Origin of the sequence: Brucella gallinifaecis, assembly GCF_006476605.1 — a bacterium.
Taxonomy (GTDB): Bacteria; Pseudomonadota; Alphaproteobacteria; order Rhizobiales; family Rhizobiaceae; genus Brucella; species Brucella gallinifaecis.
Window position 1 is genome coordinate 164,371 of sequence record NZ_ML636802.1, and the last position, 14,495, is coordinate 178,865.

Here is a 14,495-nt window from a genome sequence, read left to right on the forward strand (position 1 = left end):
ATGATGCCTATATCCATTATATGATATTTTACTAAAACTATACTCTATCACAATAATTTTGCGACAATTCCATTCGCACTCCCCGGTTATATTGCGCAACCAAAACAATGTCTGCATGAATAAATATGAAAAAAGAATTTTTCTTTTCAACGAACATGGTGGATGCCAAAAGAAAAGATGACCTATGGCGCGAGACAATCAAACCAATATATGAAGTGTCTGAAAATACCGATGAAAAAATCAAAGGTTTCCATGGCAGCGTACGATGGCGCGCAATAGGGTCACTTCTGATTGGGAATTCGACCTTCAATAGTCAGAGATATGTCCGCACAAAAAGAACAATCGCCCAAAGCGGACTAGATCACTATATTATCCAAATCGTGACAGCCGGCACGATGTATAGCACTTTTAATGATGTGGAAGTTTACGCTCAACCTGGCGATATTTATATTACGGATCTTTCACAAACCACAGCGGGAGAAGTCAGTGCCGGATCTCGCATCAACATCAATATTTCAAAAAATGAACTTGAAAAAATTTATGCATGGAAAAACCTCCATGGCGTCATATTAAAACAGCACTTACCATCGACAAAAATATTATCCAATTACATCCAGGGCATAATCAACATAGAAGCTGAATTCAGCGCTGTAGAAGCCATTGGCATCAAAGAAGCACTTCTCTCTTTATTATCTTCAAGTTTAAACGGTGTCGATAAAGGTCTGAGCGGTGACTGGGTACCAATATTGAATATCCGCCACAGGATTATAGCTTTTATAGAAAATAATCTGGCCAATCCACTTCTTTGCCCACAATTCATAATAGAGCACTTTCATATTTCGCGCTCAAATCTCTACCGTCTTTTTGAAAAACATGGCGGAATTTCAAAGTTCATTCGCGACAAACGACTGAAGCTTGCATATAAAATTATTATGTTTAGCCCGGATAGAGTACCTTCTATTAAAGAAATATCCTATCGCTGCGGTTTCAATGATCCAAGCCAGCTTATTAAATCTTTTAAAAAAATGTATGGCGTAAATCCAAAAGGCGTCAAGGAAAACAAATACTTACTCAATTCAAGTGAAGATAGTATATTATTACTTCAAAAGCATTTAAGTTTGGTATCTGAGGATATTACAAGAAGTAGAATTGAGGATAATCAAACCGCCATTACGAAATGAACGCCAGGCAACGCCATCAGAATAAGCCATTTGCGCACCACCTGTCGCATTGCTGACGAAAACCATAGCTCCCGGACCGGGTTGCGAAGCCAATGGTAAAGCGGCCACCGTAAAGGATGCAAGACGAATAGGTCCATCAACATGAAGCCGTGTTGATGGCCAAATCTGCCCCACAGCAACATTTCCGGTTGCGTGATCGATTTTCATCGCCTCACGCCAGTTGCCAGCATCATCTCCAACCTTGATGCGAAAATTATTGTCGCCGCTCAAGCCCATTTCTGCATGCCCGCTCCAGGCTGTCTGGAATAGAAGGCTTGCTGTATCTGTCACTGCATTCTTGTTGATCTTCACCTGATGACCGGCACCGGCATTGTTGAACAGGCTCGCCTCTGATGACACGGCAAACCGGTTAATTTCGTCAGCATCTGTCTGCACGCCCAACATGGAAAGTGTCAAACTATCAGGAACTGACGCCGTGTTCTGCCAGCTCGTACCATTGTAAATCAGCAGTTGATCTTCATCCTCGACAAAGGCAAGCCATCCTTTGCCGACACTGATAAACGACCAGCCATCATCAACAAAAAAGGCGACCATACCATCCTTGCCGGACCAGATTCCGCCAGCAGGGGCCGCGACAATATAGCGTTCGCCGGATATGGGGCTGGCAGGCGCATCTGTGTTTAGCCGCGATTTAACACTCAGATGCACAACCGCATCGAGAAGGCGTATCGCCTCATTATGGGTTACATGCTTTTGCGCCTGACTGGGCATGATATAGGGCAATTTAAGATTAGGGGTTTGGTCCATGAAAAACTCCTCGCAATTATAATGCGAGCAAGCTTAATCCTATTCATGCCAAGGGGGATAAGTCAGCTACCGCGATAAGTTGAATAGGACCACGGACTGACCAGCAACGGCACATGGTAATTGCCGTCCTCATCGGCAATGGCAAAACGGATCGGAATGAGGTCAAGAAATGGCGGGCGGGTTACGTCTGCACCGTTACCCTCAAAATATTCGGCGACATGAAACTGCAATTCATAAATGCCTTGCTGCATCTCGCTGCCACTTAATAATGGCGCATCGGTACGGCCATCAAGATTTGTCACCATACGTTTTATCAGTTCCAGATTACCCAAAGCACCAAGGCGATAGAGTTCAAGCCGCATCGCCGCCGCAGGTTTACCAGAAGCGGTATCAAGAACATGTGTGGAGAGCTTACCCATGATCAACCTCAGTTTTTTGTTTCGAGCGTCGGAATGGCTTCAATCCGATATGTGACATCCGTAAAAAAATACTCCTCCAGATTATCCTCGCGCCCTGCACGATCAACAATAAGAAAATCTGAAGTCTCTTCCAGCGAAACCAGCGGATGATGCCAGACATTGCGCCAGTAATTCACGCCCTGGTCACCACGCGCGAGAAACGCCCTTGGTTTTACAGGTTTAGCATTTGCATCTTCTGCCACAACAACAAGAAATGGCCGGCGATGCAGCGGGATAAAAGCCTGCGATCCGAATGGATGGCGCTCCAGCATCACAATATCAATCGGCAATGCAAAAGATCGCCCCCGGAAAATATTGATGAGCACACGGGCGTCAGTGCCTGCAGCTTCAACACGGGCCAGATCGTGAAAACGCTCCGTTGTACCATTATTGATAAGACGCCGTTCGGCACCTTCCGTCTCGATGACATCGCCAAAGGACGCAAAGCCTGCTTTTGTTAGCGGTTCCACCTCAAGCGTTTGAAACTTCACGCGATCCTCCCGATAAATTCGACACATATGCACTAACAAAGCTTTGCAACAGGTGCATTGTCAATCACGAAGCAGTTTCAACAAAGATATGAAAAAGGCCGGGTTCTTGCCCGGCCTTTAAAATCTATCAATTGCTTAAATCTAGCGACGCTTGAAAAATGCGCTGACTGCCGGAACACCGCAGGCCGCCAATGCAAGCTTAACCAAATCCCCGATGATGAAAACACCAAGGCCAAAAGCAATGCCTTTTTCAAGGCCGAACAAATAAGCCATCCAGCCTGCACCCATGATCAGAATGACAGCCTCAGCAAGCAGCATCACGCCACCAAGCGCAAAAGGATTACGCGCCAGCCCCTTATCCGCAGCGCGGCCAATCATCCATGCAGCCACCAGATAGGAGAGAAGATAACCGCCGGTTGGTCCGACCATATAAGCAAGGCCAATGCCTTTTTCAGGCGTACCGGTGAAAACCGGCATTCCGAGCGCCCCTTCGAGCAAATAGAGCGCAACGGTTGCAACGGCCAGCCGCGAACCGTAAATCGCAGAAATCGCAAAAAGAGCAAAAGTCTGCATCGTCACATTGACGTAAAGAAGGTCAACCTTGATATTTGCAGAAATTGTCAGAACTGCCGTGCCGATCAGGGCCAGCGAGACAAAATAGAATGCGCGTGTCAATTGCCCGGTTGGCAAATAGCTCGCTGCAAGCGATGCGGCCGCAACCTTTGACTTTGATCTGTGCTGCATGTTCGTCTCACTCCTTCGACCGGACTTTAAAGTCCTGCATTCAGATTATCCAATTGAAACCCGACTATATAAGCCTTAATCCGCTTAATCAATAAAACCAAAGAAGAATGGAATTCGATGGCACTCGATTTCAACGGTCATTTCTCCCCTGAATATGGAACTCCGGTTGCCCTGAGTAAAGACCTTTTGCGCTTAACGGCCAATAATCCGAGTGCTTTTACATTTCACGGCACCAACAGCTACATTATCGGCACCCATACGCTCGCCATTATTGATCCCGGTCCCGAAGACGAGCAGCATTTTCAAACCTTGCTTGCAGCTATTGCCGGTCGCCCCGTCAGCCATATTTTTGTGAGCCATACCCACCGAGACCACTCGGCGCTTGCAAAACGGTTGAAAGAACACACCGGAGCGCTTCTTGTTGCACAAGGTCCGCATCGCCCTGCGCGTGCCTATCACTTTGGCGAAGTGAATATGCTCGAAGCCAGTGCAGATACTGATTTTTTACCAGATATAGCTCTTATCGATGGCGCAAAAATCGATGGTGACGACTGGAGTCTGCGCGGCATACACACACCAGGCCACGCTGCCAATCATATGGCTTTTAGTCTGGAAGGTAGCGGTATTCTTTTTTCCGCCGATCATGTGATGGCCTGGGCCACATCCATCGTTGCGCCACCAGACGGCTCCATGAGTGATTACATGGCTTCGCTTGAAAAACTGCTGGAACGTGATGACCATATCTATCTGCCCGGCCATGGCGGTGCAGTCACCAGACCTGCTGCATTTGTCCGCGGTTTGCGCACGCATCGAAAAATGCGCGAGCGCGCAATATTGCAACGGATCAGGCAAGGTGATCGCATCATTGCCGATATGGTCAAGGCAATCTACCGCGAGACAGACCCGCGTCTGCATGGAGCTGCCGCACTTTCCGTTCTGGCCCATCTGGAAGATCTGGTCGGGCGTGGTGAAATCATCACGGATGGCAATCCATCCTTGCACGGCATCTATCAGCCATGCTGATCATTGTGCGTCGGCAGGCGCCTTGTTCACTTCGCCGCCCAGTGCAGACAAAAATCCGGTGATGAAAGCGGCATTCAGCCCCATATCCCGCTCACCATAATGCGAGACCGAGCGCATATCGACATAAGTGGTCTCGCCTTCATCCAGCAAACGGATCACCACATCGCTCTTCAATCCAAGAATGGCGCTATGGGCCGTTGCCGCAAAACGTATTGAATCATGCGAATTCATTGGTATGTCGCGGCTGATCAATGTCCAGCCAAAGAGCATCAACGTATTTTCCACGCCTTGCGCCACCCGGTCAGGGGCCGCTTCATAACGACGGCCTGTCACATCGGGATAGGCGGACATCTGTCCAGGCAATTCGCCCTTTATCTCAGCAGTCAACGCATTCATGCGCGGCAGCCGCGCAGGCATGTTTGAAGGAAATTGCGGCGGATTCTCGAGGTCGGTCGCCACGTCATGAAGCGGTGGTGAACCATACCAGAGCGAAGCAAGAAAGCAGATGGGAAACAGCACCACACATGCCAGAAAACTGCCCCAGAACGAACGCGTGCCGCCCTTGTCACCGTTTACCCATAGATTGCGCAATCCTTTTGCCGCGCATAGCAGGGCCAGTAGTGAAAAAAACCCGCCAGCAGCCATGACAAGTACAAAATCAGGTGTCTCAATTTGAGACGATCTGTGCAGGATAAATCCAAGCACTGACAGCACAGCTGCAAACACGCCAAACCGCAATGCCCATATTGCGGAGCGTGACTGACGACGCTGATAGCGAAGTTTTCTCATGCAGTGTCCCAACGGTTTTCATAGCCCATTCATCCATAACAGAGACTGATGTGGCGCAAAAGAAAAAGGCGCAACACAGACTGGCAATTCATCCAGCTATAAAAATGAGGGGAAAAAATATAGTTAAATCAACAGAAAAGATATTGCAGCAAATTCTAACGAAAGGCATGATCGCGTATATGGGGGCTTTTTTAGGATTCGTCGGAAAGGACGATATGGATCGCACCCATCATAATGGCCAGCCGCCAGCCACATCCGCAACTGCTGAAACAGAACAGGATGTCATGACGCTGGAAGCTGTCGAGCTTGAATTTGCGCTCGGTGCCATTGATGTCTTCATTGAAGGATTTGATACAGCCCTTGCCAAAGCAGCCGAGCGTGTGGGCGGAGAAGTTCTTTTCAACATGCCTGCACTGGACACGACCAAAGCCCAGCGAATTGGTGCTATTGCCATTGCCGGGCAGCCAGAAGACCAGGTTGTTTTTGTAACACTGGGCCATGACGGAACAACATTGTCAGTAGAGCCACCTATAGGTGAAAATGCTCTTTTTGTCAGCCTTGGACGCAATTATGCCGCTGTCATGAAAAGCCTGACACCCACGAACAAAACAACCAAAGGCAGCTGAAAACCATCACTCAACAGGCTTTGGCTCATGCGGTTTTACAAGGGCTGAAGGTGCCGCCACATCAGGATCATGGATCGGGTTGAGTGTCAGAATGGTTTTTACATCACGCAGTTTCACAAATTTCATGCCTTGTGCCTGAAGAGCAAGAATGCCTTTCACAACGCCCTCACCTGCTGAGCGTGTTGGCTGGTTGATATGCGAGATGATGACATCGCCATCGCGTGCGCCCGCAATGCGCTTTGCAACGACAGGAGCCAGCAAGGATGCCCCCTGATCGCCATTGAGCGAATAACCGCCAATCTCATAACCCATGCTTTGGGCGAGTTTGACAGCATCGGTTGAATAACGGGCTGTCGCATCCCGATACCATTGCGGCCTTGGCGCTCCTGATTTCACGATTGCATCCGCACCGCCGTCAATCTCCGATCGAACAGCATCCAGCGACCCTGCCGTTTTGATATTATACATGGTCGGCCTGTTCGTTATGGCCGGTACATGCATATTGCCGTGGTTTTCGATGTCAAACAGATCAGGATGCGCCTTCATAACCGCAAAAGCTTCGGCATTCTGCTTCAGCCAGCGTGCGGTCACAAAAATTGTTGCCGGGATACGTTTCTGCACCAAAACATCCAATATGCGATGATCGGTCTTTCCCATACAGGCATCAAGCGTAAGCGCAATCTGAGGTGCCGCAGAACCACCCTTTGCAATGCGCAATTGCGGTTCTACAATCGTGATTTTCTCATGCTTCTCCCGCTGCGGCAACGCATCATGGGCGTTGGCCACAGTGCTTAAACCAACAAATACGCTCCCCGCAGCTAACAAGAGACGAAACATTAAGTTCCCCGATTCAAACCAATCACTTGTTACGAATGGCCGCCTGCGCTGCCGCAAGACGTGCAATCGGCACCCGGAAGGGTGAACATGATACATAATCAAGGCCGGTTTTTTCACAAAAGGCGATAGAAGCCGGATCACCGCCATGTTCGCCACAAATGCCAAGCTTGAGCTTGTCACGTGTTTTGCGCCCACGCTCGGCTGCGATCTGGATCAGCTCTCCCACACCTTCAAAATCCAGTGAAACAAAAGGGTCCTGCTCGATCACACCGCGGCTCTGATAGGTCGAAAGAAACGGTGCTGCATCATCGCGCGAAATACCAAATGTCGTCTGCGTCAGATCATTGGTACCAAACGAGAAAAACTCTGCTGTTTTTGCAATTTCAGCAGCGCGCAAAGCCGCACGGGGCAATTCGATCATCGTGCCGACCATATAATCGATCTGGACACCGGACTCGCTGATCACCTCTTTTGCCACCGCATCAATACGCGCTTTGACAAAATCAAGTTCCGCCTTGAGCCCAACCAGCGGCACCATGATTTCCGGCACCACCGGCTCACCGGTTTTGCTGCCTGCGCTAACGGCTGCTTCAAAGATTGCCCGCGCCTGCATTTCGGCAATTTCCGGATAGGATATTGCCAAGCGACAACCGCGATGACCGAGCATCGGATTAAATTCATGCAGACTCTCAGCGCGTTCGCGCAGCCGGTCCGCATCAATGCCCATGGCACTTGCCACTTCAGCAACTTCTTCATCAGTTCGCGGCAAAAACTCGTGCAAAGGCGGATCAAGCAGACGGATCGTGACCGGCAAGCCCTTCATGATCTCGAAAAGCTCAACAAAATCCGAACGCTGCATCGGCAACAGCTTTGCCAGAGCTGCCCGGCGACCATCTTCCTTGTCAGCAAGAATCATTTCACGCATTGCAAGGATACGTTCACCTTCAAAGAACATATGTTCGGTTCTGCAAAGACCAATCCCTTCCGCACCGAATGAACGTGCAGTACGTGCATCGGCAGGCGTTTCAGCATTCGCACGCACCTTCATGCGTCGGGTCTTGTCTGCCCATTCCATCAGCTTGCCAAAGTCGCCGGAAAATTCCGGCTGCAACATGGCAACCTTGCCTTTGAGCACCTGACCATTGCTGCCATCAATGGTGATGATATCGCCTTTTTTGAAAGTCTGGCCTGCTGCCAGCATGATGCCATTGCGATAATCAACACGAAGCGACCCCGCCCCCGACACACAGGGCTTGCCCATACCGCGTGCAACAACTGCCGCATGGCTGGTCATGCCGCCACGTGTAGTCAGAATTCCTTCAGCTGCATGCATACCGTGAATGTCTTCCGGGCTTGTCTCAACACGCACCAGAATGACATTGCGCCCTTCCGATTTTGCCTGTTCCGCATCTTCGGACGAAAACACGATTTCACCTGTGGCAGCCCCCGGAGAAGCCGGTAAACCCTGAGCGATGACAATGCGCTCGGCCCGTGGGTCAATGGTCGGATGCAGCAACTGATCAAGTGCCAGCGGGTCGATACGCAATATGGCTTCTTCTTCGCTGATCAAGCCTTCAGCAGCCATTTCAACGGCCATTTTGAGTGCAGCTTTGGCAGTGCGCTTGCCGGACCGGGTTTGCAGCATCCACAGCTTGCCACGCTCAATGGTGAATTCCAGATCCTGCATATCACGATAATGCTGTTCAAGCCGGTCTGCGACCTTCAGAAATTCTGCGAAAGCTTCCGGCATGACCTTTTCAAGCGAAGGCTTATCAGAACCGGCAGCAATGCGTGCATCTTCGGTAATGTTTTGCGGCGTGCGAATGCCTGCAACAACATCTTCGCCCTGCGCATTGACCAGAAACTCACCATAGAGCTTATTTTCACCCGTCGAAGGATTGCGGGTGAAGGCAACACCTGTGGCCGAAGTATCGCCCATATTGCCAAACACCATGGCCTGAACATTGACCGCTGTGCCCCATTGGGCCGGAATATTATGTAAACGGCGATATGTGATTGCACGCGCATTCATCCAGCTTGAAAAAACAGCACTGATCGCGCCCCAAAGCTGTTCGCGCGGATCTTGCGGAAAAGGCTCGCCAAGCTCTTCCTCAACCTTGCTCTTGTAAAGCGCAATCACGTCTTTCCAGTCGGAAGCACTTAATGCCGTATCAACTTCGACGCCAAGAGCGGCCTTCTTGTCTTCAAGAATTTCTTCAAAAAAACCGTGATCGACACCCAGAACGACATCTGAATACATCTGGATAAAACGGCGGTAGCTGTCATAGGCAAAGCGCTCATCGCCAGCTTCACGCGCAATCGCCTGAACCGTCTTGTCATTAAGACCAAGATTTAAAACCGTATCCATCATGCCCGGCATGGACGCACGTGCACCCGAACGTACCGATACAAGCAAAGGCTTTTGCGCTCCGCCAAACACCCGCCCGGTCAGGTTTGCAACCTGATCAAGCGCTGTTTGCACCTGCTGGTCAAGCGCATCAGGATAAGAGTGCTCATGGTCGTAATAATAGGTGCACACTTCTGTCGTGATCGTAAAACCGGGCGGCACCGGCAAACCAAGGCTGCTCATTTCAGCCAGATTTGCACCTTTGCCGCCGAGAAGGTTGCGATCACTCGCAGCACCCTCTGCCTTGCCATCACCGAATGCGTACACCCACTTTGCCATTCTGGCCTCCCATGCGTAGGTAACGGGTCCGCAATATCTGTGTTTTCCACAGAACTGCAGAAACTGTCCCCGTGCTTATGCGATCAACCCATTGTCTGCCAATCAAAAAAGACAAAGGAGCGTAATAGAATCGATTAGACTGATTTTCAGCCGGGGCCAGGATTGACTCTTGTTGCGTCTTGCGGCAAAAATAAGAACAAATAAGGAACAAATGGAGTTGGTTATGCGGATCACCGGCAAGCTCGATTATCTTGAAATGCCTGCGCTCAACGGATCGCTGGACAGCACAAAGAGTTTTTATGCGCGTGCATTTGGCTGGTCATTTGTTGATTACGGTCCAACCTATTCCGCTTTTGCAGAAGGACTGGACGGCGGTTTTGATGCCGACCCGCAAGCAACACACAAACCGTTGCCGGTCCTTTATTCAACGCAGCTTGAAGAAACGCTCAAAGCTGTCACAGAAGCCGGCGGCAAAGTTGTGAAACCAATCTTTGCATTTCCCGGTGGCCGGCGTTTTCACTTTACCGATCCTGCTGGCAATGAGCTTGCTGTCTGGAGCGAAAAATAGTGATTATTGACTCTCCACACCCTATGGAAATGATGTGGCATGTCCTGGCGAAAAACCGTCGCCCCTTTTCGAGCTATGATTCAGCTTGCCTCGCGCAACTGTTCTGCGGTTTGCAGATCAACCGAAACAAGCTGGCTCACGCCCTGCTCGCCCATTGTCACACCGAACAGACGATTCATACGCGCCATGGTGATCGGATTATGGGTGATGATCACAAAGCGCGTCTGTGTTGAAGCCGCCATTTCATCCATCAAGTTACAATAGCGTTCAACATTATGATCATCGAGCGGCGCGTCCACTTCGTCGAGCACGCAGATCGGTGCCGGATTGGTCAGGAACACTGCAAAAATCAGCGCCATGGCAGTCAGCGCCTGCTCACCACCTGAAAGAAGCGTCATTGTCTGCGGCTTCTTGCCCGGAGGACGGGCCAGAATTTCAAGTCCCGCATCCAGCGGATCATCGCTTTCAATCAGCTGCAATTCCGCAGTACCGCCACCAAAAAGATGCGTAAACAAACGCTGGAACTGCACATTCACAACATCAAACGCCGCCAGCAGACGCTCGCGGCCTTCGCGGTTAAGGCTCTGGATCGCCTGTCGCAATTTCTTGATCGCTTCAATGACGTCTTCGCGTTCGGAAATAATCGCCTCAAGACGATCAATCAGTTCCTGACTTTCCTCTTCTGCACGAAGATTGACCGCGCCAAGACGTTCGCGTTCGATCCGCAAACGCTCTAACTGGCGTTCAAGCTGATCGGTATCGGGCATAGGATCTTCAGGCTTTAATCCGGTATGTCTGATGGCTTCATGCGGAGCGCAATTCAACGCATCAATTATACGCGCTTCCGCATCCTTGCGACGCTCTTCGGCAGCGGTCAGCCGCTCTTCGGCACGCGCACGCTGTTCCCGACTGGTTGCCAATTGCTGAATGGCAAGTGTCGCAGCCTTGTCCAGCTCAGCCTGTGCAGTCTCTGCCTGCGCAAGACGATCGGCAGCCTGCTTGCGTCGCTCCTCGGCTTGCGACAACTCGTTAAACAATGCACGGCGACGATTTTCGATCTCTTCAGGGGCTTCAGCCAATGTTTCAGCTTCATCAGCAGCTTCTGACCGCCGGTCATTGAGCGCTGCAATCTGTTGTTGCGCATTTTGTGCACGGGACATCCAGTTACGACGCTCAAGCCCAATCATCGCCAGACGCCGCATACGGTTATCTGCTTCACGGCGCTGTCCCTCATAGGCCGCACGGGCCTCGGCAAGACGCGCACGATTTGACTGCACCTCGGCTGCCAGAGCCGCATGACGCTCACTGATTGCATCCATATCCGGCATTTCATGAAGCCGGTCTTCAGCTTCAACGACGCGCATCTGTGCTTCTTCGAGATTTTCCTCAAGGCGTGCTTTGGCTTCTTCAAGGCCGGCGCGTTTTGTCGCCAATTGCCCGGCTGCGCGTTCAACTGCGGCCAGCGCTTCACGCGCTTCATCCAGCTTGCGCTGGTTGGAACGCCAGATATCCCGTGCAACGCGCTCCTGCTCCACGGCTTCACGGACAGAAGTTTCAAAGCGCTGCACAGCCTGTTGCGCAGCCTGCACACGAGCAGCAGCAGCAATGGCCTCCTGCTCAAGTTCAGCCAGACGATTCTTTTGAGCAAGCCTCTGGGCCGCCGGTGTCGGCGCATCGGCGCTTGCGGTATAACCATCCCAACGCCACAGCGCCCCAGCCTTGCTGACCAATCTCTGTCCGGGTCGCAATGCTGCCTGCAAACGCGGTCCATCATTGTCGGAGACCACGCCGACCTGTGCCAGTCTGCGGCGCAATTGCTGTGGCCCCTTGACCAGACGGTCAAGCGAAACACAGCCATCGGGCAGTGCCGGGTCGGTTTCAGCCGCCGGATTATAGGCCCAGAAAACAGGAGCATTGGTGTCACTTGCTGCATCCAGATCTTCACCAAGGGCTGCACCAAGAGCAATTTCATAGCCCTTTTCGACATGCAATTCTTCAACAACCGGCGGGAATTGCCCTGTCTCCCCGGCATTGAGAATACGCATCAATGTCTGCGCTTCGGTTTCGATGCGGTTATGTTCGGTCTGCGCTTCACTCAGTGGCTGACGGCTTTCCACCTCGCGTTCACGTGCAGCGCCGACACGTTCTTCTGCCTCAAGCACCGCATCCTCAGACGCTGCCAGAACATCTGTTGCAGCTTCGACAGCAAGACGCTTTTCAGAGGGATCAAACAATCCACCAATCTGTTCGACAACTGCTGCAATATCGCGTTCGATTGTTTCCATCTGATTTGCCAGACGGTCACGGCGGTTTTTTGTTTCCTGCAAGACCCGCTCGATCTGTGTGCGTTCGGCAGCCGCTTCTGCACGCTCCGCCGTTACACGAGCCAGCGCATTTTCGCTGTCCTGCAAACGAATTTCCGCATCTTCAAAAACCGCACGCAGCTCATCATCCCGCTCCCCGGATGCTTCACCGGAAACCGTCAATTCCTGCTCTTCCTCATCGAGCCGGGCGAGAAGATCTGCATTTTCACGCACCATCTGCTCTTCACGTGCAATATCAGCACTCAATTGCTCAAGCCGTTTCATAAGCTCGGCACGACGGGCGCGAATACGTCCATCCTCTTCATCAAGCTGGGAGCGGGCAATGGAAAGACGTTGCAAAGCGGCAGAGGCTTTGGCTTCATCTTCACGCATTTCAGGTAATTTATGCGCAGCAACGGCCTGTTCACGAGCGGCTTTCATCTGCTCCTGCGCCATTTCACCAACAATGGATGTTGCCTGCGCAAGCGAACTTTGCGCTTCTCCCTCCTGTGCCTTTGCCTGCAACCAGCGCAGATGCAGCAAGGAGGCTTCAGCCCGGCGGATATCAGCCGACAGGGCTTTAAACCGGTTGGCCTGACGCGCCTGACGTTTCAGGCTGTCAATCTGGCTGCCAAGCTCTCCCACCACATCTTCAAGGCGTTCAAGATTGCCTTCCGCTGCACGAAGCCGCAATTCCGCTTCGTGGCGGCGGGTATGCAGACCGGAAATACCGGCCGCTTCTTCAAGCAGTGCACGACGCGCCTGTGGCTTGGCCTGAATAAGCTCACCAATCCTGCCCTGACCAACCATGGAGGGTGAGCGTGCGCCCGTCGACTGGTCAGCAAAAAGCAATTGCACATCCTTGGCGCGTGCTTCCTTGCCATTGATACGATAGACTGAACCTGCTTCACGCTCAATGCGGCGCGAGACCTGCAACTCGTCCTGATCATTATAGGCAGCGGGTGCTGTACGGTCGGAATTATCAAGAAAAAGGGTAACTTCTGCCGTGTTGCGTGCGGGGCGCGTAGCAGAGCCGGAGAAAATCACATCATCCATACCGGAAGCACGCATGTTCTTGTATGAGTTTTCACCCATCACCCAGCGCAATGCTTCAACGAGATTGGATTTGCCGCAGCCATTCGGCCCGACAACGCCAGTCAATCCGCCTTCAATGACGAATTCCATTGGTTCGACAAAAGACTTGAAACCAACAAGGCGCAGTTTGGAGAAGCGCATCAGCGTGCCCTCCCCTTGAAAACGCAATAAGCGGACGCAATAAAGCGCCCGCTTTTCTTGCCGAAAAGTGGCTTAGAGCAGCTTGTCAATGATTGCCGACATCTCGTCAACCGAAAGGGCTCCAGCGTATTTCTGTCCATTGATAAAGAAAGTTGGTGTGGCATTGACACCAAATTCCGTCGATCCGCGTTCCATGGTTGCTCTCACATCATCGAGAACTTGCTGGTTCGTCAAGCAAGCCTTGAACGACTCCTGTGTAAAACCTGCAAGTTTCGCAATCTGAAGCAATGCAGCTTCGCCATCGGCTGCACCGGCCCATTGCTGCTGCTGCTTGAAGAAAACGTCAATCATAGGGAAATAACGATCTTCAGGCGCACAGCGGGCCAGCATGAAAGCAGCGGTTGCGCGTGGATCAAACGGGAATTCACGGAAGATCAGACGTGCCTTGCCCGTATCAATGTATTTTTCCTTGATGGCCGGAAACGTATTGATTGTGAAATCAGCACAATGCGAACAGGTCAGCGAAGCATATTCAACAATCGTAACAGGCGCATCGGCATTGCCGTAAACCATATCCTTGAGCTTGCCGGGTTCAGCAACCTTGGCTGCATCGACAGAGGCATCGGCACTGCGTGCCTGTGCGCCTGCATTGCCAGCAAGCGCCAATCCTGCGGCTGCTGCGCCTGCAAGAGAAATAACATGTCTGCGGTTAAGCATTGCAGGCATACGAATCATCCAGTCCTGTT

General features: G+C 51.4%; 13 protein-coding genes. 4 read left to right on the forward strand and 9 right to left on the reverse strand.

The window, feature by feature from the left end; genetic code table 11:
• Positions 1–125 precede the first annotated feature (125 nt).
• Positions 126–1,181 carry a helix-turn-helix domain-containing protein gene (locus FHY56_RS05410; RefSeq protein ID WP_140904156.1) on the forward strand — a complete coding sequence of 352 codons (1,056 nt, stop codon included), beginning with the start codon at positions 126–128 and terminating at the stop codon, positions 1,179–1,181.
• Here FHY56_RS05410 and FHY56_RS05415 read toward each other — a convergent pair.
• The 4 genes from FHY56_RS05415 to FHY56_RS05430 form a co-directional block, all read right to left on the reverse strand.
• Positions 1,113–1,988 (reverse strand): DUF2793 domain-containing protein, encoded by an 876-nt coding sequence (locus tag FHY56_RS05415; protein WP_140904157.1) that lies wholly within the window; start codon positions 1,986–1,988, stop codon positions 1,113–1,115. The two genes, FHY56_RS05410 and FHY56_RS05415, sit on opposite strands and share 69 nt — an antisense overlap.
• Positions 1,989–2,050: 62 nt before the next feature.
• Positions 2,051–2,407 carry a hydroxyisourate hydrolase gene (uraH, locus tag FHY56_RS05420; RefSeq protein ID WP_140904158.1) on the reverse strand — a complete coding sequence of 119 codons (357 nt, stop codon included), beginning with the start codon at positions 2,405–2,407 and terminating at the stop codon, positions 2,051–2,053.
• Positions 2,408–2,415: 8 nt separating this feature from the next.
• On the reverse strand, positions 2,416–2,937 hold the full coding sequence (locus FHY56_RS05425; RefSeq protein WP_140904159.1) for an ureidoglycolate lyase: 522 nt from the start codon (positions 2,935–2,937) through the stop codon (positions 2,416–2,418).
• Positions 2,938–3,078: 141 nt separating this feature from the next.
• Entirely contained in the window at positions 3,079–3,681 is a 603-nt protein-coding gene (locus FHY56_RS05430; protein ID WP_140904160.1) for a biotin transporter BioY, read from the reverse strand.
• 117 nt (positions 3,682–3,798) lie between these two features.
• Between FHY56_RS05430 and FHY56_RS05435 the strand changes: the two genes are divergently transcribed.
• Positions 3,799–4,704 (forward strand): MBL fold metallo-hydrolase, encoded by a 906-nt coding sequence (locus FHY56_RS05435; protein WP_140904161.1) that lies wholly within the window; start codon positions 3,799–3,801, stop codon positions 4,702–4,704.
• Here FHY56_RS05435 and FHY56_RS05440 read toward each other — a convergent pair whose 3' ends face one another.
• The gene (locus tag FHY56_RS05440) at positions 4,705–5,493 is read right to left on the reverse strand and encodes a DUF1499 domain-containing protein (protein WP_140904162.1); all 789 of its coding nucleotides are present in this window, start codon (positions 5,491–5,493) and stop codon (positions 4,705–4,707) included.
• A 215-nt stretch (positions 5,494–5,708) separates the two neighbouring features.
• Between FHY56_RS05440 and FHY56_RS05445 the strand changes: the two genes are divergently transcribed.
• Positions 5,709–6,119 (forward strand): hypothetical protein, encoded by a 411-nt coding sequence (locus FHY56_RS05445; protein ID WP_140904163.1) that lies wholly within the window; start codon positions 5,709–5,711, stop codon positions 6,117–6,119.
• Between the two features lie 6 nt (positions 6,120–6,125).
• On the opposite strand, the gene FHY56_RS05450 is transcribed toward FHY56_RS05445, so the two are convergent.
• Both FHY56_RS05450 and ppdK read right to left on the reverse strand, forming a co-directional pair.
• Positions 6,126–6,956 (reverse strand): polysaccharide deacetylase family protein, encoded by an 831-nt coding sequence (locus FHY56_RS05450; protein WP_140904164.1) that lies wholly within the window; start codon positions 6,954–6,956, stop codon positions 6,126–6,128.
• Between the two features lie 22 nt (positions 6,957–6,978).
• Positions 6,979–9,642, reverse strand: a complete 2,664-nt coding sequence (gene ppdK, locus FHY56_RS05455) for a pyruvate, phosphate dikinase (RefSeq protein WP_140904165.1) — start codon at positions 9,640–9,642, stop codon at positions 6,979–6,981.
• Positions 9,643–9,865: 223 nt separating this feature from the next.
• Between ppdK and FHY56_RS05460 the strand changes: the two genes are divergently transcribed.
• Positions 9,866–10,210 carry a VOC family protein gene (locus tag FHY56_RS05460; protein WP_140904166.1) on the forward strand — a complete coding sequence of 115 codons (345 nt, stop codon included), beginning with the start codon at positions 9,866–9,868 and terminating at the stop codon, positions 10,208–10,210.
• Between the two features lie 80 nt (positions 10,211–10,290).
• Here FHY56_RS05460 and smc read toward each other — a convergent pair whose 3' ends face one another.
• Complete coding sequence (smc, locus tag FHY56_RS05465) at positions 10,291–13,749, reverse strand: chromosome segregation protein SMC (RefSeq protein WP_140904167.1); 3,459 nt, start codon at positions 13,747–13,749, stop codon at positions 10,291–10,293.
• A gap of 72 nt (positions 13,750–13,821) precedes the next feature.
• The gene (locus FHY56_RS05470) at positions 13,822–14,475 is read right to left on the reverse strand and encodes a DsbA family protein (protein ID WP_140904366.1); all 654 of its coding nucleotides are present in this window, start codon (positions 14,473–14,475) and stop codon (positions 13,822–13,824) included.
• Positions 14,476–14,495: the final 20 nt, after the last annotated feature.